The 20,970-nt window shown below is 66.0% G+C and carries 21 protein-coding genes, 5 tRNA genes and 1 pseudogene; 8 read left to right on the forward strand and 19 right to left on the reverse strand.

Annotated elements, in window-relative coordinates; genetic code table 11:
• The 4 genes from Q7J26_RS16925 to Q7J26_RS16940 form a co-directional block, all read right to left on the reverse strand.
• On the reverse strand, positions 1-1,625 hold a 1,625-nt coding region (locus Q7J26_RS16925), incomplete at its 3' end, for a valine--tRNA ligase (RefSeq protein WP_304937526.1).
• Positions 1,626-1,729: 104 nt separating this feature from the next.
• Positions 1,730-2,353, reverse strand: coding sequence for a DUF2497 domain-containing protein (locus tag Q7J26_RS16930; RefSeq protein WP_304937527.1), 624 nt, complete (start codon positions 2,351-2,353; stop codon positions 1,730-1,732).
• A 172-nt stretch (positions 2,354-2,525) separates the two neighbouring features.
• On the reverse strand, positions 2,526-4,061 hold the full coding sequence (locus tag Q7J26_RS16935; RefSeq protein ID WP_304937528.1) for a TolC family outer membrane protein: 1,536 nt from the start codon (positions 4,059-4,061) through the stop codon (positions 2,526-2,528).
• Positions 4,062-4,186: 125 nt separating this feature from the next.
• Entirely contained in the window at positions 4,187-4,816 is a 630-nt protein-coding gene (locus Q7J26_RS16940) for a protein-L-isoaspartate O-methyltransferase (protein ID WP_304937529.1), read from the reverse strand.
• Between the two features lie 134 nt (positions 4,817-4,950).
• Here Q7J26_RS16940 and Q7J26_RS16945 point away from each other — a divergent pair.
• Positions 4,951-5,024: transfer RNA gene (locus Q7J26_RS16945), tRNA-Cys, on the forward strand.
• A gap of 288 nt (positions 5,025-5,312) precedes the next feature.
• Here Q7J26_RS16945 and Q7J26_RS16950 read toward each other — a convergent pair.
• Entirely contained in the window at positions 5,313-6,125 is an 813-nt protein-coding gene (locus tag Q7J26_RS16950; RefSeq protein ID WP_304937530.1) for an RNA methyltransferase, read from the reverse strand.
• Between the two features lie 62 nt (positions 6,126-6,187).
• On the opposite strand from Q7J26_RS16950, the gene Q7J26_RS16955 reads away from it, so the two are divergent.
• A tRNA-Asn gene (locus tag Q7J26_RS16955) sits at positions 6,188-6,262 on the forward strand.
• A gap of 94 nt (positions 6,263-6,356) precedes the next feature.
• Here Q7J26_RS16955 and Q7J26_RS16960 read toward each other — a convergent pair.
• The 9 genes from Q7J26_RS16960 to Q7J26_RS17000 form a co-directional block, all read right to left on the reverse strand.
• Complete coding sequence (locus tag Q7J26_RS16960; RefSeq protein ID WP_304937531.1) at positions 6,357-7,313, reverse strand: rhodanese-related sulfurtransferase; 957 nt, start codon at positions 7,311-7,313, stop codon at positions 6,357-6,359.
• 30 nt (positions 7,314-7,343) lie between these two features.
• Positions 7,344-7,420 (reverse strand) — tRNA-Arg (locus tag Q7J26_RS16965).
• An 18-nt stretch (positions 7,421-7,438) separates the two neighbouring features.
• Positions 7,439-7,744, reverse strand: coding sequence for an ETC complex I subunit (locus tag Q7J26_RS16970; RefSeq protein WP_304937532.1), 306 nt, complete (start codon positions 7,742-7,744; stop codon positions 7,439-7,441).
• A 78-nt stretch (positions 7,745-7,822) separates the two neighbouring features.
• Positions 7,823-7,899, reverse strand: a tRNA-Pro gene (locus Q7J26_RS16975).
• Positions 7,900-7,944: 45 nt separating this feature from the next.
• Positions 7,945-8,424 (reverse strand): DUF192 domain-containing protein, encoded by a 480-nt coding sequence (locus Q7J26_RS16980; RefSeq protein WP_304937533.1) that lies wholly within the window; start codon positions 8,422-8,424, stop codon positions 7,945-7,947.
• A gap of 23 nt (positions 8,425-8,447) precedes the next feature.
• Positions 8,448-8,972 (reverse strand): cold-shock protein, encoded by a 525-nt coding sequence (locus Q7J26_RS16985; RefSeq protein ID WP_304937534.1) that lies wholly within the window; start codon positions 8,970-8,972, stop codon positions 8,448-8,450.
• A gap of 274 nt (positions 8,973-9,246) precedes the next feature.
• A tRNA-Glu gene (locus tag Q7J26_RS16990) sits at positions 9,247-9,321 on the reverse strand.
• A 96-nt stretch (positions 9,322-9,417) separates the two neighbouring features.
• Positions 9,418-11,229: a single-stranded-DNA-specific exonuclease RecJ gene (recJ, locus tag Q7J26_RS16995; RefSeq protein ID WP_304937535.1), complete on the reverse strand. Its 1,812-nt coding sequence runs from the start codon at positions 11,227-11,229 to the stop codon at positions 9,418-9,420.
• A 40-nt stretch (positions 11,230-11,269) separates the two neighbouring features.
• Positions 11,270-11,689, reverse strand: a complete 420-nt coding sequence (locus Q7J26_RS17000) for a hypothetical protein (protein WP_304937536.1) — start codon at positions 11,687-11,689, stop codon at positions 11,270-11,272.
• A 131-nt stretch (positions 11,690-11,820) separates the two neighbouring features.
• Here Q7J26_RS17000 and phaC point away from each other — a divergent pair, with 131 nt between their 5' ends.
• Positions 11,821-13,890 carry a class I poly(R)-hydroxyalkanoic acid synthase gene (phaC, locus tag Q7J26_RS17005; protein ID WP_304937537.1) on the forward strand — a complete coding sequence of 690 codons (2,070 nt, stop codon included), beginning with the start codon at positions 11,821-11,823 and terminating at the stop codon, positions 13,888-13,890.
• Entirely contained in the window at positions 13,887-14,264 is a 378-nt protein-coding gene (locus tag Q7J26_RS17010) for a hypothetical protein (protein WP_304937538.1), read from the forward strand. Before phaC ends, Q7J26_RS17010 begins: the two co-directional genes overlap by 4 nt.
• On the opposite strand, the gene msrB is transcribed toward Q7J26_RS17010, so the two are convergent.
• The 4 genes from msrB to rplM all read right to left on the reverse strand — a co-directional run bounded on the left by msrB (position 14,261) and on the right by rplM (position 17,287).
• Positions 14,261-14,764 (reverse strand): peptide-methionine (R)-S-oxide reductase MsrB, encoded by a 504-nt coding sequence (msrB, locus tag Q7J26_RS17015; protein ID WP_304937539.1) that lies wholly within the window; start codon positions 14,762-14,764, stop codon positions 14,261-14,263. The two genes, Q7J26_RS17010 and msrB, sit on opposite strands and share 4 nt — an antisense overlap.
• Before the next feature lie 77 nt (positions 14,765-14,841).
• On the reverse strand, positions 14,842-15,777 hold the full coding sequence (gene argC / locus Q7J26_RS17020) for an N-acetyl-gamma-glutamyl-phosphate reductase (RefSeq protein ID WP_304937540.1): 936 nt from the start codon (positions 15,775-15,777) through the stop codon (positions 14,842-14,844).
• Between the two features lie 539 nt (positions 15,778-16,316).
• Positions 16,317-16,811, reverse strand: a complete 495-nt coding sequence (rpsI, locus tag Q7J26_RS17025) for a 30S ribosomal protein S9 (RefSeq protein ID WP_183195297.1) — start codon at positions 16,809-16,811, stop codon at positions 16,317-16,319.
• A gap of 2 nt (positions 16,812-16,813) precedes the next feature.
• Positions 16,814-17,287, reverse strand: a complete 474-nt coding sequence (rplM, locus tag Q7J26_RS17030; protein ID WP_183196355.1) for a 50S ribosomal protein L13 — start codon at positions 17,285-17,287, stop codon at positions 16,814-16,816.
• 265 nt (positions 17,288-17,552) lie between these two features.
• Between rplM and Q7J26_RS17035 the strand changes: the two genes are divergently transcribed.
• The gene (locus Q7J26_RS17035; protein WP_304937541.1) at positions 17,553-18,938 is read left to right on the forward strand and encodes an alkaline phosphatase PhoX; all 1,386 of its coding nucleotides are present in this window, start codon (positions 17,553-17,555) and stop codon (positions 18,936-18,938) included.
• Here Q7J26_RS17035 and Q7J26_RS17040 read toward each other — a convergent pair.
• Positions 18,907-20,007 (reverse strand): COX15/CtaA family protein, encoded by a 1,101-nt coding sequence (locus Q7J26_RS17040; protein WP_304937542.1) that lies wholly within the window; start codon positions 20,005-20,007, stop codon positions 18,907-18,909. The genes Q7J26_RS17035 and Q7J26_RS17040 overlap by 32 nt on opposite strands.
• A 135-nt stretch (positions 20,008-20,142) precedes the next feature.
• Between Q7J26_RS17040 and Q7J26_RS17045 the strand changes: the two genes are divergently transcribed.
• The 3 genes and pseudogenes from Q7J26_RS17045 to Q7J26_RS17055 form a co-directional block, all read left to right on the forward strand.
• The gene (locus Q7J26_RS17045) at positions 20,143-20,394 is read left to right on the forward strand and encodes a transglycosylase (RefSeq protein WP_304937543.1); all 252 of its coding nucleotides are present in this window, start codon (positions 20,143-20,145) and stop codon (positions 20,392-20,394) included.
• Positions 20,394-20,588: a DUF2842 domain-containing protein gene (locus Q7J26_RS17050; protein WP_304937544.1), complete on the forward strand. Its 195-nt coding sequence runs from the start codon at positions 20,394-20,396 to the stop codon at positions 20,586-20,588. Before Q7J26_RS17045 ends, Q7J26_RS17050 begins: the two co-directional genes overlap by 1 nt.
• A 148-nt stretch (positions 20,589-20,736) precedes the next feature.
• A pseudogene (locus Q7J26_RS17055) lies at positions 20,737-20,970 on the forward strand (TonB-dependent receptor); the annotation flags it as partial.

A 20,970-nucleotide genomic window follows, 5' to 3' on the forward strand; every position in this document is an offset into this window, starting at 1 on the left:
TTGATGATGACCCGCTTGAACGGAACCTCATCCATGAAGTGAAGTCCCATCATCATCATACGGGCAACCCAGAAGAAGATGATGTCCGCCGCCGTCACCAGATCGCTGGTCGGATAGAAGCGCTTCAGGTCGTCGGTCTTCTCCGGCCAGCCCATGGTCGAGAACGGCCACAGGGCCGAGCTGAACCAGGTGTCGAGGACGTCCTCGTCCTGGGTCAGGGCCGTGTCGGCGCCGTAGTGTCTGTGCGCGGCGGCCCGGGCCTCGTCCTCGCTCTCCTCGACGAAGATGGTCCCGTCGGGTCCATACCACGCCGGAATGCGGTGCCCCCACCAGAGCTGGCGCGAGATGCACCAGGGTTCGATGTTCCTCAGCCATTCGAAATAGATCTTCTCGTACGACTTCGGCTCGAACACCGTGTCGCCCTGCTCCACCGCCTTCAGCGCGGGCTGGGCCAGGACCTTGGCGTCAACGTACCACTGGTCCGTCAGCCACGGCTCGATGACGACGCCGGAACGGTCGCCGTGCGGCACGACATGCTTGGTTTTCTCGATCTCGCGCAGCCAGCCCTCTTCTTCGGCGCGGGCGACGATGGCCTTGCGCGCGGCGAAACGGTCGACGCCGACATATTCCGACGGCACGTCCGGCGTATCCACGTCGGTGATGCGGCCAAACGCGTCGAGGATATTCAGCGACGGCAGGCCGGCCCGCTTGCCGACCCCGAAGTCATTGAAGTCATGCGCCGGCGTAATCTTCACCGCGCCCGACCCCTTGGTCGGATCGGCATAGTCGTCGGCCACGATCGGGATGCGCCGGCCGACGATGGGCAGGGTCACGTACTTGCCGACCAGCCCCTTGTACCGCTCATCCTCGGGATGAACCGCCACGCCGGTGTCGCCCAGCATGGTCTCCGGCCGGGTCGTGGCCACGACGATGAAGTCGCGCGTCTCGAACTCCGTCGCCTTACCGTCCTCGTCAAAGGCGATGGGGTGTTGATAGGTCACGCCGTCGGCCAGCGGATAGGCGAAATGCCAATAGGCGCCGTCCACCTCGCGCTGCTCGACCTCCAGATCCGAGATCGCGGTCTGGAAATGCGGATCCCAGTTCACCAGCCGCTTGTCGCGATAGATCAGGCCTTCCTTGTGCAGTTGCACGAAGACCTTGCGCACGGCGGCGTTCAACCCCTCGTCCAGGGTGAACCGCTCGCGTGACCAGTCGCAGGAAGCGCCCAGTCGACGCAGCTGGCGCACGATGGTCCCGCCGCTCTCGGCTTTCCATTCCCAGACCTTCTCAATGAAGGCGTCGCGGCCCATGTCCCGCCGCCCGACATTGCCCGCCGCCGCCAACTGACGCTCGACCACCATCTGGGTGGCGATGCCTGCGTGGTCCGTGCCCGGCAGCCACAGCACGGCCTTGCCCTTCATCCGGTGATAGCGGGCCAGGATGTCCTGCAGCGTATTGTTCAGCGCATGGCCGATATGCAGGCTGCCCGTCACGTTCGGCGGCGGAATGACGATCGAATAGGCACCCTGCGCCCCTTCCGTGCGAGGCGCGAACAGGCCGCTCTCTTCCCACTGGGCGTACAGACGGGGTTCGGCGGCCTGGGGTTCGAAGGTCTTCTCGAGCATGGGTCTTCTTTGATCGTTGTCGTGCGGCCAGGAGACGGCCTTGAATGACAAAGGGCGGCCCCTGCAGGAGCCGCCCCTCGATTAGTCTGCGGTGAAGCGAAGGGCTAGGCGCTGCGCGCGATGCGTTCGACTTCCCTCTGTACCGCCGCCTCGACGATGGCGGGCAGGTTGTTGTCCAACCAGTCCTTCAGCATCGGACGCAGCATCTCGGCGACCATGGCCTCGACGGTGTTGCCGCTGACGAAGGGCATTTCCGTCGAAGAAGACGCAGCGGGCTCAGGCTTCTTGAACGAAGCGGCCAGACCGGCGAAGGCCGAGGCGGCGCTGGCGGCTGCACTTTCGCCGACCAATGAGTCATAGGCCGGAGCAGGCGTTTCGACAGGCTCGGGCGCGGAAACGACCGGCTCAGGCGCAGCCTCGACGATGTCCAGGTCGCCAATGGTTTCCGAGGCGGGCGCCTCATAAAGTTCCGTCAGCTCAAGGACGTCGTCATCAGCGACCTCGGGTTCCGGCTGCGGCTCCGGCTCTGCAGGCGCAGCGAAAATATTCTCGACCGCCGCAGGCTCAGGCTCGGGCACCGGTTCGGGCTCAGGCGCCGGTTCGGGCGCGGGCTCCGGCGCGGCGGCGACCGGCGGCGCCTCGGCGGGGGCGTCGTCTTCGGAGATGATCCGGCGAATCGACGCCAGGATCTCCTCCATGGTGGGTTCCTGGGCGGACTGATCGGTCATGACTTAACCCTGGGAGAGGCCTGGGATGAAACTGGGGCGTGGAGGTCGCCCCCAAACGCCATGCACGGGTCCGGGACCGGAAGACCAAGTCTTCCCGACCCCAGGATATTGTCGTCGCATCAACGCCCGCCGGAATCAACGGGCGTTTTGGCCCTCTTTCGTCAGGCGGGCGTCATGCGCCGGGGGCGGTGCGGATCACATCGCCCTTCAGTTGAGTGTCGATCGGCGCATCCTGCGCGTCGTCGGCGTCGACGACCGGCGGCGAGGCGACCCGGTCCAGGGCCTCAATCACGCCGTCCCAGGGCAGAGCGCCGCGATTGCGGACGCGGTCATAGTTGGTCTTGGCGTCATAGACGTTCAGGTTGGCGTTCAGGTTCGGCCCTTCAAGCTGGCCCATGGCGGACAGCAGCGAGGCGCGGGCCACATATTCGGCGGCGCGGGCGGTGGCCAGCGAGGTCTGCGACGCCCGCAGGGTCACTTCCTGGTTCAGCACGTCCAGCGTGGTGCGCAGGCCGACCTGCGCCTCCTGGCGCACGCCCTCGGCGGCGACCGAGGCGGCGCGGACCGCTTCTTCGCCGGCGGCGACGTTCGAACGGGTCGACAGGACCTGGGCATAGGCCGAGCTGACGTTCTGCAGCACGGTGCGACGCTCGCCCTCGACGGCGATCTGGGCGGCGTTGGCCTGTTCAAGCGCCTGGGCGACACGCGACCGGTTCAGGCCGCCGGTGAACAATGGCACGGACAAGGTGGCCCCGGCGGTGAAGCTGCGTCGATCCGCCAGTTCGTCCAGATTGCCCAGATCGGTCGCCGTGCCGCCATAGGAGGCGGTGGCGCGAACCGAAGGCAGATATTCCGCCCGCGCGGCGGCGACGGCGGCCTCGGCGGCTTGCAAGGAATAACCCGCCGACAGCACGCCCGGATTGCGCGCCAGAGCGGTCTCCATGGCGGCGTCGAAATCCGCCGGCACGGTCGGCAGGACCGGCGCGGTTTCAAGATCGCTGGGCGACTGGCCCACGACAGCGGCGTAGGCGGCGCGGGTCGTCGAGAGTTGCGCCTGAGCATTGGCCAGGTCGGCCTCGGACTGGGCCAGCGAGGCCTCGGCCTGGGCCACGTCGGTGCGGGTGATCTCGCCGACTTCGAATCGGGCGCTGGTCTCTTCCAACTGGCGTTGCAGCACGGCGAGGTTTTCCTGGCGGATGCGCAGGATTTCCATGTCGCGGGTGACGTTCACATAGGCTTGGATCACCGACAGCATGACCGACTGTTCGATCTCGCGCAGGTTCTCACGACCCGCCATCACGCCGGCCCGGGCCTGATCAATGGCCAGGGACGTGCGGCCGGCGGTCCAGATGTTCTGGGACAGGCTGAGGCCCACAGTGGCTTGGTCGCTCTCGGACGAGGAGCTGGACACCTGGGTGTCAGGCACGCCGTCGCCGTTCGTGTCCACGAACTGGGTGAGGGTCGGGAAATCGCTACGGGTGTAATCGACTCCGGCCGAGGCGCTGAGCGTGGGGCGCAGCCCCGACCGCGCCTGGACCACAGTCTCGTCCAGCGCGCGTTGGTTGGCCCGCTGGGCCAGCAGGCTGGGGTTGGTCTGATAGGCCAGGGCGATGGCTTCCTGCAGCGTCTCGGCCCAGGCGGGCGCGCCCAGTCCCGTCACGAGAGCCACCACAGCGGCCGAAGCCAGCACACGCGAGCGTTTCAACATTGTCCGTCCTTGCCTGACGCCCCCGGGAGCGCCCGAATGTCATCAAGCGTAACTGCGGCCTCAGTCGATCTGACGCCAGTTAAGTTTTTTTCACGCAGACGGCGAGCGCAGGCGTGTCTGTCTTTTCAAAGCGCAAATGTAGGCGCCGGCGTCAGTTCGGCCAGAAGGGCCGGCGACGAATCGAACAGTTCGCGTCGCGACAGGCCTTCGCGCCCCTTCACATAAAGAGCCGCCTTGCCGATGGCGCTGCGGCGCTCGACCACCACCAGGCGGCCGCCGGTGCGCAGGGCATCGCCCCAGGCGTCCGGCAGGGCCGCCACACCGCCCTCGCAGACGATCAGGTCCCAGTTCTCGCCGACCGGCGACGCCAGGGGCGCCACGGCCGTGGCCACCCCGTCTTCGGCCAGGGCCTCGCCCACCACGTCGAACACGGCTTGATCCGCCTCCTGGGCCGTGACCGTCAGGCCCATGCGCGCCAGCACCGCAGCGGCGTAGGGGGCGGCGATGGCCAGGGCCTTCTCCCCTTCCCGCGCATCGGCGGCCTGCAACAGCTTGGAGACGTCGCGCGCCGGCATCAGCTTGCGGTCGCCCGCGATCTCGACCGAAGCATCCGAATAGGCGGCGAAGACGCGGTCCGGCGCACAGTAGCGTTCACGCGGAACCTCCATCATGGCCATGTGGATCTCGTGATTGGTCACATCGTTCACGCGGACCTGCGAATCGACCAGGGCCTTGCGCTCGGCGGTGAAATCCATCTTTGGGCAGCCTTCAATCGATAGTCAGGGAGGAAATCTTGCGCGCTTATAGTTCCGCGCGTTGCAGCGGACAATCCGATCTGATAGCGAACGCCCCTCGCGATGACCGCCCCCGAGAAATCGGGGACACAAGCGGCCTGATGGCGGAGTGGTGACGCAGAGGACTGCAAATCCTTGCACCCGGGTTCGATTCCCGGTCAGGCCTCCATCGCGGCAAACGAACAAAAGGCGCGGATCCTGGGATCCGCGCCTTTTTCGTCTCTACCGAGCTTAAACGCTCAGCTGATCGGCGCAGTCACCCATCCGATCAGGCCCGCCGCGCCCAGACCGGCGACCCCGACGGCGATGAAGATCGCAGCCCGGACGTTTCGGTTCAGAAAATACAGAATGTTCATCGTGCGCCCCCACACCAACGAGAACAAGGTTCGCCATAGTTTCGGCCGCCGCGCAAGGTGCACAAAACCTTAACGCCCTAACATCCTGGTGAACGTCGGCGTCAGTCCGAGGGCCGCCCGCTGGTCACATGATGAAGCGCCAGGGCGCTGGTCACGGCGACATTCAGCGAATCAAAGCCCCCCGCCATAGGCACGCCGACGGCGCGGCACCGATCAATCACCGCGCGGGGCAGGCCCGGCCCCTCTGACCCCACCATCAGGGCGACGGGGCCCCTGGGCCGATAGTCCGCCAGCCTCAGCGTCGCCGAGGGGGTCAGGGCCAGCACCTCCACACCCGCCGCCTGCATCGCGGCCACCAGCCCCTCGGCCGATCCGCCGACCGTGAACGGGGTCCGCAGCACAGCGCCTACCGAGACCCGAATAGCCTTGCGGTAAAAGGGATCGCAGCAGGTCTCGTCCAGCAAGACCGCCCGCGCGCCAAAGGCCGCCGCATTGCGGAACACCCCGCCCATATTGTCGTGATTGCCGATGCCGCTGGCGATCACGAACACATCCCCGTCCGTGACCGCCTCCAGCATGGCCTCGACCGGCGGCGCGCTAGGCTTCTCGCCCAGGGCAAGAATGCCCCGGTGAAGCGGAAATCCGGCGATCCGGTCCAGCACGGCCTGACCGGCGACATAGACGGGGATCGATGGCGAAAGCGCTGCGATGACGTCGTTCAGGCCGGTCACCCGTTTCTCCGCCAGCAGCAGGGCGCGCGGCCGGCATCGCGACGCGGTCGAGGCCAGCACCCGCACCACCACCTCGCCCTCAGCCACAAACAGGCCCTCGCGGCCCGTCAGGTCGCGTTCGCGGATATCGCGAAAGCCGGAGATCCGGGCGTCTTCGGGGTCATTGATGGAGATCGTGCGCATTCGTCGTTTTTCCCATTGCACGAATCGAATGGCCGCTGCTATAGGCCCGCCTCCCGAGCAGTTCCGCGGTAGCTCAGTGGTAGAGCAGCCGACTGTTAATCGGCTGGTCGTAGGTTCGAATCCTACCCGCGGAGCCACTCGGGGCTAAGATTGTCGGCAGACACAGCGCATTTGTCTTCTGCGCACCGGCCGGTCCCTTCACTTCATCCTCGTCCCGCCAGAGCCTGAAGATCACCCGTCTTTGTGGCGGCCCAGGTGATCGATTCCACGCACACGGGCGATCTCGATCTGTCTTTGACGCTCGGCGTAGCGCAGCCTCTGCGCGTCGTCGCGGGTGTCGCGGCAGCGTTCACAGCAGACGCCCTCGATGAAATGGGGCGAGGCCCGGCCTTCGGCGTCCAGGGGCATGCGGCAGCCGCGGCAAAGGGTGTGATCGCCCTGAACCAGGCCATGACCGACCGAGACCCGCTCGTCGAAGACGAAACAGTCGCCGCGCCACAGGCTGTCGGTCGGTTCGACCTCTTCCAGATAGCGCAGGATTCCACCTTCAAGATGGTGGACGTTCTCGACCCCCTCGGCCTTCAGGAAGGCGGTCGATTTCTCGCAGCGGATGCCTCCGGTGCAGTACATGGCCACCCGCTGCGGCTTCATCTGGTCCAGCAGGGCGCGGCCCTCGGTGCGGAACCAGTGGGGAAAGTCGCGGAAGCTGCGGGTGTTCGGCTGCACGGCCCGCTCGAAGGCGCCGATCTCGCCCTCGTAGTCATTGCGAGTGTCGATCACCAGGGTGGTCGGATCGGCGATCAGGGCGTTCCAGTCCGCAGGCGCGACATAGACCCCCGCCTGTCGCGCCGGATCCAGGTCCGGCTGGCCCATGGTGACGATCTCGCGCTTGATGCGGACCTTCATCCGCAGAAACGGCATGTCGCCGGTCCAGGCGTATTTGACCTCCAGGTCGGGGAAACCGGGAATGGCGCATATATCGGCCAGCACCGCCTCGATGCCGGATTCCGGTCCCGCGATGGTGCCGTTCAGCCCTTCGGTCGCGACCAGCAGCGTGCCCTTGACGGCGCTGTCTTCACAGACGGCCTGCAGCCGCGCCCGAACCGCCTCGACATCGTCGATCCCGGCGAATCGATACAGGGCCGCGACGCGGATCTGGCCGGCGTACGAGATCTTGGGATCGGTCATGGACTGACTTTCAGCGGCGCCGTCGGAACATGGCGCGCCCTGCAGGACTCGAACCTGCAACCGTCCGCTTAGAAGGCGGGTGCTCTATCCGGTTGAGCTAAGGGCGCTCGGCAGCGAGCAGGGCGTCAGTGCGTCCAGGGCTGTTTGCGATTGGTGGCGAAATTGTCGGCGTAGGCCTTTAGGATCGTCGGGGCTTCGTTCGGCTCGTGCAGGCGGAACGGAATGCCGTGACGCTCGGCGTAGGCCACGGCCTCTTCCTTCGAATCAAAGGCCAGGCGCACCTGACCGTTCATGTCCGACGAACTGGTCCAGCCCATCAGCGGATCCAGGGTGCGGGCCGAGGCCGGTTCGAACTCCAGGCGCCAGTCGCGGCTCTTGGCCTTGCCGGACTGCATAGCGGTCTTGGCTGGGCGGTAGATGCGGGCGAGCATGGCGGTATCCCTAGTGATCGGCAGGTCCATAGGACCTGCCATAACGCGCGCGGGACACGGAATCCAGCGGCCGTCCATTGGTCGGGGCGAGAGGATTCGAACCTCCGACCCTCTGGTCCCAAACCAGATGCGCTACCAGGCTGCGCTACACCCCGGACCGAACGGAGCGCTCTATTGGCACTTCGCCGCGCGATCCGCAATCAAGGCTTGAAATAAGGATGCAAAATCCTGTCGCCGGGCTTGGCGCCGATCTCGGCCGCCCGACCCGCGCGCAGTTCCAGCACGCCGTTCGCCGCCCCGTTCGACGGTATCGGAGCCTCGGAAAAGGGCGTGGCGTGAGAGGCGATCGACACGATCCGGCCTTTCGGATCGATATAGAGAATGTCCAGAGAACTGGGCGTGTTGCGCATCCAGAAGCTCTGTTCCCGCGGCGCTTCTCCGGGCCACTGGAACAGCATGCCCCGATCATCGTCCAGCGGGGGGCGGAACATGAGGCCTCGCTGACGCTCAGGCTCTTCGTCGGCGATCTCGACCCAGAACGGGTGTTCGCCCGACGCCGTCACCACGGCCAGTTTCTGCAGGGGTTCGCCGTTCGGCCCGTCCGGCGCTTTCGCGGCGCATCCGGCGACGGCGAGCGCCATCAGGCCGGCCATAACTAAACGTCTTGTCGCGTTGATCATGCGCCCTTCCTGGGGCCGCTCGATCAGCCGCCCGGTCTGATTTCAGCCACCACCAGCCCCTTGGGACCGCTGGCGAATCGCACCTGCACCGTATCGCCCGGCACGAGATCGTCCAGGCCGCAGCGTCGCAGGGTTTCGATGTGGACGAAGATATCGCCGGGTTCGCGTTCACGCACCACGAATCCATAACCCTTTGTGCGATTGAACCATTTGACCATGGCCGGCTCCAGGTCCGCATCGCCTTGGGGCGACGTCGGGACAGCCTCGGCCATGGGTGCGGGACGGCGCACGACGACGCTCGCTTCGCCGGCCCCCAGATCGTGGATTTCGACCGCCTGCCAGCCTTTCGATCGGCGAACACAATCGCAGACAATAGGCGCGCCTTCATCAGCCGTTTCGCGGCCGGTGTCGCGCAGACTGCTGATGTGCAGAAGAACATCCCGTAACTCGGTCAACGTCGGGTCATCCGGAACGATGAAGCCATAGCCCTTCGCCGGATCGAACCACTTCACGCGCCCGACGACACGAACGGTCTCCGCCGTTTCCATCTCATCGTAGTCAGACAAATTTTTAAACCCCCGTCCGCTCCTCTTACGGACAACGATTACGTTTAACACTGTTCCGCGAATCTTTGGAAAGGTCAAAATGGGGGAAAGGCGCCCGAAACTTGCACCTTCTGGCGGAAACCTTCCAGTTGTGTCACGCGAAAGACACCACTCGGAATGGTTTTGCCCCAAAGGACAATCTGCGTGGGGCAGGATTCAGATGAAGAGGGAAAAGCCGCTCGGTCGGCCTATCGGCACGGCCCGTATTCATCCCGCGTGGCAGTCCCTAGGGGAGTCGAACCCCTCTTTTCAGGTTGAAAACCTGACGTCCTAACCGATAGACGAAGGGACCGCTGCGCGGGAGAGCCGGCGATATAGCCGCGCCCTCGGACGGGTGCAAGCGCGGATTTCGAGTTTTTTGCGACGGTCGCGGGCGCGTTCGCGCGGCTCAAACCCTGCGGGGATCGGCGACGTCCTCGATCTCGAACTGCACGCCGCGACGGCCGTTCCAGTCATCCGCCTTCAGACGGCCGACGACATTCAGCCCCCCCTGCCCGCTCAGCAGCGCTTGTCCGGTCGGCAGATCGGCGCAACGCCAGGCCACGGCGCGCACGGAAGCGCCGTCCGGCCCGACCAGGCGACAGCGGACATGGCCGCCGTTCATCTGAACCGGCCCACGGGCCTGCACCCCGTTCAGGGCGAAGACCGGCTCGGGATTGGCGGGACCGAAGGGGGCCAGTTGCTCGAACGATTCGAACAGGGCCCGGGTCGCTGCGCCCGGATCGATCAAGGCGTCGATCTCCAGCGCATCCATCGCCACCGCCTCGATCCGTTCGCCGGCCAGCCGGTCGTTCAGGAAGTCGGTCAGTTCGGCCAGTCGTGCGCCGTCCATCGTCAGACCGGCCGCCATGGCATGCCCGCCGCCGGCCAAAAGAATACCCGCTTCCCACGCCGCCTGGATGGCGCGACCCAGGTTCATGCCCGGCTGCGACCGGCCCGATCCCTTGCCCAGTCCCGTGACCGGATCCAGCCCGATGACGATCACTGGCTTGCGCCAGCGTTCACGCAGCCGTCCGGCGACGATCCCGACCACGCCGGGGTGCCAGTCCTCGCCCGCCACCACGACCAGGGCGGATTCGTCGGCATGGGCGCCGGTCGCCTCGACGCGGCGGACGGCGGCCTCCGTCACGGTCCGCTCGACCTCGCGGCGTGACAGGTTCAAGGCGTCCAGCTCCAGCGCCAGGGCCTCGGCCTCGGCCGGGTCGTCGGTCGACAACAGGCGCGCCCCCAGGTCCGACCGGCCGATCCGCCCGCCGGCGTTGATGCGCGGCCCCAGTATAAAGCCGGCGTGATTGCTCTTGGCCGGCCCCTGTTCGGCGCCGGCGGCCGCCAGCAGGGCGCGCAGGCCGGGGTTCTTCCAGTCGCTCATGACCTTCAGCCCCAGCCCCGTCAGGGCGCGGTTGAACCCGGTCAGGGCCGTGACGTCGCAGATGGCGCCGAGGGCGGCCAGATCCAGCCATTGGCGAATATCAGGCTCGGGCCGGTCCGTGAACAGGCCGCGCCGCCGCGCCTCGCGGTTCAGGGCGGCCAAGAGAACAAAGACCACCCCGGCCGCCGCCAGATTGCCCTGGCCCGAGTTACAGCCGGGCCGGTTCGGATTGACGACCGCCAGCGCCTTGGGCGGTTCGCTGCGCATCAGATGGTGGTCGATGACGACGATCTTCAGGTCGATGGCCGCCGCATGGGCCAGGGCCTCGTTCGCCGCCGCGCCGCAATCCACCGTCACCACCAGGTCGGCGCCGGCCGCCTTCAAGGTGTCGAAGGCCTTGGCGCTGGGGCCATAGCCCTCGGTCAGCCGGTCCGGGACATAGATGGGCAGGTCCGCCCCCATGGCGCGAAACCAGCGCACCAGCAGGGCCGCGCTGGAGGCGCCGTCCACATCATAGTCGGCGAAGATGTGAACCTGAGACTTGGCCTGGAACGCATCCAGCAGGGCCTCGGCGGCGGCGTCCATGTCCATGAAGCTGGAGGGATCGGGGAACAGGGCGCGTAGGGTCGGGGTCAGGAAGTCCGCCCCCTGATCCGCCCGCACGCCGCGCGAGGCCAGGGCCCGCGCCAACGGCTCTTCCAGGCCCAGCCCCTGCATGTGGGCGCGAATGGTCGCAGCCTCGGCCGGGCGTTGACGCCAGGCCCGGCCGGACAGGGACTGGGTCACCCCCAGAAATGCACTATCGATCTTGAAGCCGCCGTCGTCCGCCATCGTCGCATCATCCGGGGATTCTCGATCCCCGGCGACCGGCTCATTCAACCGGACGCCGATCAATCGGCGGCGGCGCCTTGGCGCGATCGCGCAGGCTCTGGGCGAAGGCGTCGATCTCGGCCTCGGTGCGGGCCGAATCCGGCGACACGGGAACGGCTCCGACCTGGGCGCGGGTCTCGGCGGCCAGGGTTTCGGCGTCGCCCAGCGTCCAGTCGATCCGCGCCACCTCGCCGCCCAAGGCCCCGCCCTGACCTTCCAGCGCCTGGACCTGGGCCGCGACCTGGGTCGCCTGCGGCAGGTCGGCCGGCGCGGCGGGGAAGTTCTCCCAGCTGGGATAATGGCGATTGGCGTCGACCAGGGCCTGAACCCGCGGCGCGATGGGCGAGGTCGGATCGGTGCTCGGCGCAAACGAGCGCGCACAGGCCCCCAGAGACGCCGACAGCGACGCCAGGCAGAGCAAAGAAGCCGTCAGCCTCGTTCTTTTTCGAAAGTGCGCGTTCATGTCGGGGTCGGTCTTATGCCATCATCGCGTCGTGCGGAAGGGCGAGGCGTCGAACCGGCCCTCTGCACCCAGGAAGGCGAAGGAAATCCATGGCCCAAGCTCCGAAAGACAAGACCCCGACTTCCCAGCCCGCCCCAAAAGGCGCCGCCCGGAAGGCCAAGCCTGCCGCTTCCAAGCCAGGACCGTCCAAACCTGCGGCGGCTAAGACGCCTAAGCCTACGCCGCTTGATGACGCCCCAATCGCGAAGACCCCGCGCAAACCCGGGCGCCCCACCTCGGCCAAACCCCGCCCGCCGCGCGCCAAGACGCCGGCGCCCGAGCCCAAGATCGAATCGCCGGACGCCGCCCCCTCCGCCGAGACGCCCGCCGAGCCCGCCTCCGCCCCCTTCCCTGGCGCCGACCAGGCCCAATTGCTCGAAACCCTGTCCATGAACCTGGCCAAGGCGGCCATGATGGCCCAGAGCGCGCTCGCCGAGGCCGCCCTGTCTCAAGCCGACCGCCCCGCCGCCCTGTCGGCCGACCCGTTCCATGTCGGCCCCGCCATGACCTCGGTCATGAGCAGCCTGGCCTCGCGCCCCGAAAAACTGTTCCAGGCCCAGGCCGACCTGTTCAGCCGCTATATGGACCTGTGGACCGGCACAGCACGTCAGGCGGCCGGCGAACCGATGCCGCCCGCCCCCGCCGACAAGCGGTTCAAGGATCCCGCCTGGTCGGACAATCCGATGTTCGACATGATGCGGCGCTCATACCTTCTGACCTCGGACTGGATGAACGGGCTGATCGCAGGGGTCGAGGACGTCGATCCGGCGGTCAAGCAGCGCGCCCAGTTCTTCACTCGCCTGCTGACCGACGCCTTCTCACCGTCCAACTTCCTGGCCTCCAACCCGGTGGCCCTGAAGGCCCTGGCCGAAACCAGCGGCGAATCCCTGGTCAAGGGGATGCAGAATTTCGTCGCCGATCTGGAACGCGGCGGCGGTTCGCTGCGCATCAGCCAGGCCGACTACGGCAAGTTCGTCGTCGGCGAGAACGTCGCCACCGCGCCGGGCCAAGTGGTGTGGCGCGACGACCTGTTCGAGCTGATCCAGTATGATGCGGCGACCGAGACCCAGCATCAGATTCCCCTGCTGATCTTTCCGCCCTGGATCAACAAATTCTATATCCTGGACCTTCAGCCAACCAATTCGATGATCCGCTGGCTGTCGGCCCAGGGCTTCACCGTCTTCGTCTGTTCCTGGGTCAATCCGGACCTCGACAAGGCGGGATTCGGCTTCGACGAGTATCTGGAAAAGGGCGTCTATCGCGCCATCGACAAGACGCTGGAACAGACGGGCGCAGACCAGTTGAACGCCGTCGGCTATTGCATCGGCGGCACCCTGCTGGGCGCAGGCTTGGCCCACATGGCGGCGCGGAGCGACACGCGGATCGCCGCCGCCACCTTCTTCGCGGCCCAGCACGACTTCGCCGAAGCCGGCGACCTGCTGCTGTTCACCGACGAACACTGGATCGCCGAGATCGAGCGCCAGATGGACGCCGCCGGCGGGGTCCTGCCCGGTGCGGCCATGGCCGACACCTTCAACGCCCTGCGCTCCAACGACCTGATCTGGTCCTTCTTCATCAGCAACTATCTGCTGGGCAAGGATCCGCCGGCCTTCGACCTGTTGTTCTGGAACGCGGACCAGACCCGGATGCCAAAGACCCTGCACCTGGCCTATCTGCGCCAGATGTACGGCGCCAACGCCCTGGCGCGCGGCGTGTTCGAGATCGGCGGCCTGACGGCGGACCTGTCGAAGGTCGCCATCCCCCTGTATTTCCAGGCCAGCCGCGAGGATCACATCGCGCCGATGAACTCGGTCTATCGTTCGGCCCGTCTGTTCGGCAGCCCGGACGTGACCTTCACCCTGGCCGGGTCGGGCCATATCGCCGGGGTGATCAACGCCCCGGCGGCGCGGAAATACCAGCACTGGACCAACGCCGCCCTGCCCGAGACCCTGGCCGAGTGGCAGTCCGGGGCGGCTGAGCATCCGGGCAGTTGGTGGGAGCACTGGGCCGGCTGGCTGCATGATCGCTCGGGCGCCAGGATTCCGGCCCGAGACCCTGCTAAGGGTCCGCTTCCACCCCTGGCCCCGGCGCCGGGTCTGTATGTGAAAGTGAAGTCTTGAACCGTATCGAACCCAATATCCTGCTGTCCGTCAGCACGGGCGTCGCCCTGGTCCTGCTGATCGTGACGGCGGCGACCTTCGGCGAGCCGGGCAATACGGCCAAATATGTGATCAGCGCCGTGGTCTGTGCGGGCCTGTTCGTCGCCCTGAACGGCTGGATGGCCCGCCGGATGAACCGCCCGACGCCGCAGCCGGTCATACATGCGGCCTCGCCCGCAACCGCCGCCTGGGCCGGCCTGTTTCCCCTGCTGGTCATCGCCGCCGCCGTCGCTCCGGTCTTCCTGCCGGGCCACGACTACGGCCTGCTGATCATCATCGCCGCCGTCTGGTTCGGGGTGACGGTCGATTCGGCTGTGCGCGCCAACCGGCGCTAGGCCGACACGAACTTCAGCGCGACGCCGTTGTTGCAGTAGCGCAGACCCGTAGGACGCGGCCCGTCGTTGAATACATGGCCCTGATGTCCCAGGCACCGGGCGCAGTGGTATTCAGTGCGGGGAATGCCGATGGCCAGGTCGCGCTTGCGGCCGATGTTGGCGGCGATGACCTCATAGAAACTGGGCCAGCCGGTGCGGGAATCGAACTTCCAGTTCGAGCGGAACAGCGGCAGGTCGCAGCCCTTGCAGACGAAGGTCCCGCGTCGATGTTCGTCGTTCAGCGGGCTGGTGTAGGGGCGTTCGGTGCCCTCGTGCCGCATCACGCGCCAGGCGGCGTCGCCCAGCCGCCGTCGCCATTCGGCGTCCGTCACGCGACGATAGGGCGAGGCGGCGTAGGGCCCCTGCCCCGCCTGGGACGGCTCGGGCGAACAGGCGGCCAAGGCCAGCGCGCCGGCGCCTGCCAGAAGGCCGCGTCGATGGAGGATCGGGGACTGGGTCATGCCACCCAGTACGATGGGACGAAGAGAAAGGTTTCTCGCCTCGTCCCTTCTTCAGATCAGGGCTTCAGATCAGGGGCTCAGTTCAGCCCTGTCGCCTCATGCAGTCCAAGCATGATGTTCAGGTTCTGCACCGCCGCGCCCGACGCGCCCTTGCCCAGATTGTCCAGCAGAGCGACCAGACGCACCTGTTCGCCCGACCGGTCGCCGAAGACGTGCAGACGCAAGCGGTTCGTGCCGTTCAACGCCTCGGGCTCCAGACCAACCATGGCCTCGGTCTCGTCCAGATCGACCACCTCGACGAACCTCTGGCCTTCATAGGCCTCGACCAGGGCGCCGTGGATCCGCTCGACCGAAGGCGTCTCCGGCAGGGCGGCGAGGTGCAGCGGAATCTCGACCAGCATGCCTTGGCGGTAATTCCCCACCGCGGGGGCGAACAGCACCTCGCGGCCCAGCCCCGAGTGTTTCGTCATTTCCGGCACGTGCTTGTGCTTCAGCGCCAGACCATAGGCGCGATAGGCGGTTGCAGCGCCTTCAGCTTCGAACTCGGCGATCATGGCCTTGCCGCCGCCGGAATAGCCCGAGACCGCATTGACCGTGACCGGATGGCCGGCCGGGACCAGGCCCGCCTTCACCAGCGGCCGCATCAGGCCGATGAAGCCGGTCGGATAGCAGCCGGGGTTGGACACGAATTGCGACCGCGCGATCAGCGCGCGCTGGCCTTCGTCCATCTCAGGAAAGCCATAGGCCCAGCCGGGCGCGACCCGATAGGCGGTCGAGGCGTCGATCACCTTGACCGACGGGTTCTCCACCATGGCCACCGCTTCGCGCGCCGCATCGTCCGGCAGGCACAAGATCACGGCGTCGGCGCTGTTCAGGGCCTCGCGCCGCGCCTCGACGTCGCGCCGACGGTCGCCCAGCAGGATCAGCTCCAGATCCGAGCGCGCCTCCAGCCGCTCGCGGATCTCTAGCCCCGTGGTGCCGGCCTCGCCGTCGATGAAGATGGTGTGGGTCAACTACTCAATCCTTCGCCCCGCTCGTCGCCGGGGCACTTTCAGTAATGGCGTTGGATTGTGAGGACAATCGGGCAAGCCGACTTGCTCCATCCCCGAGGGCCGCACCAGCAAAGCATACGACAGCCAGAATTACAGGAACGGCGGCGACCCCTGCCCAGCCTGTGCCATCTATGCTTAACCCGAGCACTCGAATGGAAACCGAGTGGAGCGGTTTCTCTGGAGATTTTGTATTTTTGGACACCAGGCACATCTCCGCATTAGCGAATAAGATGTGCAATCCCTTCGGGTATTAGGGGTCAGATTGGGATTATCCGTCAAGGGCGGAACCACAGAACTCTAAAACAGCCCTCGACCAGCCGCTGATTTCACGTCGGACTATACGAGATCATATGGGGCAACATGGGGTCGCCACGACAGGAAAGCTGAAGTCACAAAGGGTCGGAGAGAGGGGATCACGAATTCGCGATCTCTGAGACTTATAGAAAAAGGGCGCTCCGGGTCTCCCCGAAGCGCCCCAAATCCAAACCGCGTGAACGCGATTAGCGCTTCGAGAACTGGAACGAACGGCGAGCCTTGGCGCGGCCGTACTTCTTACGCTCGACGACGCGGCTGTCGCGGGTCAGGAAGCCGTGCGGCTTCAGGACCTTGCGCAGTTCCGGTTCGAAATGCGTCAGGGCGTGCGACAGGCCGTGGCGGATGGCGCCGGCCTGGCCGGACAGACCCGAACCTTCGACGGTGCAGATCACGTCATATTGGGTGGCGCGGTCCGAAACGGTCAGGGGCTGGGCGATCATCATGCGCAGCACGGGACGAGCGAAATATTGCTCCTGATCCTTGCCGTTGACGGTGATCTTGCCGGTGCCGGGCTTAACCCAGACGCGAGCGATGGCGTTCTTGCGCTTGCCGGTCGAATAGGCGCGGCCCTGGGCGTCCAGCTTTTGGACATAGACGGGGGCGTCGTTCTCGACCGAAGAGCTCAGGCCCTTCAGGGCGTCAAAGCCGGTGGCGGCTTCGGTATTGGTCACGTCGGTCATGCTCAGACGCTCCGGGTGTTCTTGGGCGACGCCGACTTGAAGTCGATCGTTTCCGGTTGCTGGGCTTCATGTTCGTGTGCGCCGCCGGCGAACAGGCGCAGGTGCGTCATCTGTTTGCGGGCCAGCGGGCTTTCCTTCGGCAGCATGCGCTCGACGGCCTTCTCGAGCACGCGCTCGGGGAAGCGGCCGCCCAGAACCTTCTCCGGGGTCGTCGACTTGACGCCGCCCGGGTGGCCGGTGTGGCGATAATAGACCTTGTCGGTCGATTTCTTGCCGGTGAACACGACCTTGTCGACGTTGGTGACGACGACATAGTCGCCGCAATCAACGTGCGGGGTGTAGTCGCCGCGGTGCTTGCCGCGCAGACGGTTGGCGATGAAGGTCGCGAGACGGCCCACAACGACGCCTTCGGCGTCGATATGGATCCATTTCTTCTCGACCTCGGCCGGCTTCAACGAAGCCGTGGTGCTCTTCAGCATTGAGGGGGTTCCTGGAGACGAAAATCGGGTCCGGCCCCCGAGGGAACCGAATGAAGGCGCGCTGATACAGGAGACGATACGCCGCGTCAACGCACCTGAAAGTGCGACATGTGATGCAAGATACTGTTTTAAAATGGTATTCTATATACGGTATTAAAATACCCGCCGAAACGAACTGTTTCTCCGTTACAAATTAACGGCGTTCGTCATCAAACCATAGCCATTCGGCGTCATCGGGGACCAAACCCTTCGGAGCCTCCTTATGAATCTTCACCGTCGCGGCCTGTTCGCCTCGAGCGCCGCCCTCGCCTTTGCAGGGCTGGCCCGCCACGCCTCCGCCCAGACCGCCGGCGAAGAAACCTATGTCAACGAGGTCCACGGCTATGGCCCGCTGATCCGCGATCCGAACCTGCTGCTGGATCTGCCCGAGGGCTTCTCCTACCAGGTCGTGGTCCAAGGCGGCGACACCATGGACGACGGCCTGTTCGTTCCGGGTCAACCCGACGGCATGGCCTGCTTCCCGCTGGAAGGCTCCAAGGTCGCTCTGGTGGTCAACCACGAACTCAAGGGCTCCAACGGCCTGCACCGCAACCTGGGGCCAGGCGGTCTGAACGAAGAACGGCTCGGCCTGCTGAACTCTGGCAAGGTCTATGACACCTACAAGGACGGTCGCCCCCTGCCCGGCGGATGCTCCACCATCATCTATGATCTCCAAACCCGCCAGAAGGTCAGCCAGCACCTGACCCTGGCCGGCACCTCGACCAACTGCTGCGGCGGCCCGACACCCTGGGGCACTTGGCTGAGCTGTGAGGAAACCCTTGAGACGCCGGCCGACGCGGACGTGGCCAAGAGCCACGGCTGGGTGTTCGAGGTGCCGGCGACCGCGACCGGCCTGGTCGATCCCGTGCCGCTGAAGGCCATGGGCCGGTTCGATCACGAGGCCGTCTGCATCGATCCGCGCACCGGCATGGTCTATCTGACCGAGGACGATCACACCGGTCTGTTCTATCGCTTCATTCCGAAAACGCCGGCCAAGCTGGCGGAAGGCGGCAAACTGCAAGCCCTGGCGTGGAAGGGCGTCCCGTCGGCGGACACCCGCAACCATGACGCCCGCACGTGGGAGGTCGGCGACTGGCGCGAGATCGAATGGATCGACCTGGACGACGTCGAATCCCCGAACGGCGACCTGGCCAAGCGCGGCCATGCGGCGGGCGCGGCCCTGGTGGCGCGCGGGGAAGGCGTCTGGTGGGGCGACGATGAAATGTACTTCACCGCCACCTCGGGCGGGCCGATCCATCGCGGCCAGGTCATGCGGCTGGTTCCCGGCCTGAACGGCGCAGCCGATCGGCTCCAGTTGTTCGTGGAAAGCACGGACCTGAAGACCATGAACATGGCCGACAACATCACCATCGCGCCGTGGGGCCACCTGATCCTGTGCGAGGACAACTATTCCACCGACGTCCGCAACCACCTGAAGGGCGTCACCCCGGACGGCAAGGTCTATACGATCGGCCGCAACGTCTTCACCGGCAACTCCGAGTTCGCGGGCGCCTGTTTCTCGCCCGACGGCGAGGTGCTGTTCGTCAACATCATGTACCCGGGCATGACCCTGGCGATCAGAGGCCCATGGTCCTCGGTCCGGACATGAAGATCCGGGGCTGAGCCCGCAACACCAGCCAAAGGTTCGCCGTCGCCACAGCCAGGACGACGGCGGCCCCGGCCTGGTGCAGCACGCCCAGCCACACCGGCACGGCGTGCATCAGGGTGACAATCCCCAGCACGGCCTGGAACCAGACCACGGCGGCCAGAACAAAGGCCGCCAGCCCCATTCCCTCGGCCACGCGCCAGCGCCAGGCCTGGAAGGCGTAGATGCTGACAGCGATCAACAGCCCATAGGCCACAAGCCTGTGATTGAACTGGATCAGGGCCTTGTCATGCAGGAAGGCTGAAGCGCCCAGGCTCCAGTCGGCCGGCGGCAGGACCGCCCCGTCCATCAGCGGCCAGTCGGTATAGACCAGCCCGGCATGACCGCCCGCGACCAGGGCGCCCAGCAGACACTGTAAGAAGACCACGCCCAGCAGCATCCCGGCCCCGCGCGCCCAACCGCCCGGCGAACGCCCGTGATCCTCGCCGTTCCAGGCTTCAAGCCCGGTCCAGATCAGGGCGGCGAACAGGATGAAGGCCAGGCCCAGGTGGGTCGCCAGGCGCTCGGGCGCGACGCTGACCCGTTCCGATAGACCGCTGGACACCATCCACCAGCCGATCAAGCCTTGCAGACCGCCCAGGGCGAGCAGCAGCACGCAGCGCCAGATCAGCCGGTCGGGCATGGCCCATTGCCGCAGGAACGAACGTTGCGGTGACACCCTGCACGCCAGGAAGAAGATCAGCGGCAGGGCGAACACCAGGCCGATCACACGCCCGATCAGGCGGTGCAGCCATTCCCACCAGAAGATGCCCTGGAATTCGCCCAGGCTCATGCCGGTGTTAATCTGGGCGTACTGGGGGATCTGTTTGTATTTGTCGAAGGCCTCGGCCCACTGGGCGTCGTTCAACGGCGGGATCGCGCCCATGATGGGCTGCCATTCCGTGATCGACAGACCCGATCCGGTCAGGCGAGTAATGCCCCCGACCACCACCATCAGGAAGACGACGGCCGCCGTGGCGAACAGCCACACAGCGACGGCGCGATTGCGATCTGGATTTCCGAAACGGTTCATTCGACGCCCGACACTGACCCGGATATGGTGTCGCGCTCGACCGTGACCAAATCGCGACCGTGGCGGTATGCCCGCCCGACGCGACAAGATCGAGTCGGATTGAGTTAACGGCGCTGACGCCGCAGGAGATCAGGGTTGGAATACGCCGACATCGCCGCCGCCGTTCTGGGCGGACTTCTGCTGGCCTGGATCGCCGATCTGCTCACCGGGCGTCGCGGCTTTGGTGGAACCAGCCTGGTGTCCGGCGTCGGCCTGGCCTGCGGTTGGTTCCTGGCGGTGCGGGTTTTCGCCGTCAGCACCATGGACGGCTGGGTTTGGGTTCCTTGGGCCCTGATCGGGTCAGGCGTCTGCCTGGTGGCCTTCTTCCTGTTCCGGAACAAGCGCTGATGCCGCCCCGTGCGCGCCGATTCGTCGCGGCCGTGGGCGTGCTGGTTTTTTTGATCTTCTGGGTCTGGGGCCTGATCGCCCTGCGCGGGCTCCTGCCCCCCTCCCCGTGGATCGACTTCCTGTTCTTCGGCGTCGGCGGCACGGCCTGGGGTCTGCCGCTCATTCCCCTGCTGAAGTGGGCCGAGCGGGGCTGACGGTTCACAGAATCTGACCGTTGCAGGTCACGGATCACAGTCTCCCATCCGCCACAGGCCATGAGGATGAGACTCGCAGGGGTGCGACGATCTTGACCAAGTGTGATGTTATCTCATAACTGACGCACCCTCCGGTGAAAGATTTCTCATGCGTCTGACTTCCTCCCCCCGTTTCTTGCTGCTTGGAGCCGCCGCCTCCGCCTTGCTCGCGGGCGCCGCTTCGGCCCAGACCACACCGACACAGACCAGCCCGACACAGCCGGTCGCCCTTGACGACATCATCGTCACCGGCGCGCCCTATGGCATAAGCCAGCGCGCCACAACGATCGCCACAGATGTGATCGACGCCCAGACCCTGGCCACCGCGCCGGCCGTTTCTCTG

The sequence above is a fragment of the Brevundimonas sp. genome (assembly GCF_030656255.1).
GTDB lineage: Bacteria > Pseudomonadota > Alphaproteobacteria > Caulobacterales > Caulobacteraceae > Brevundimonas.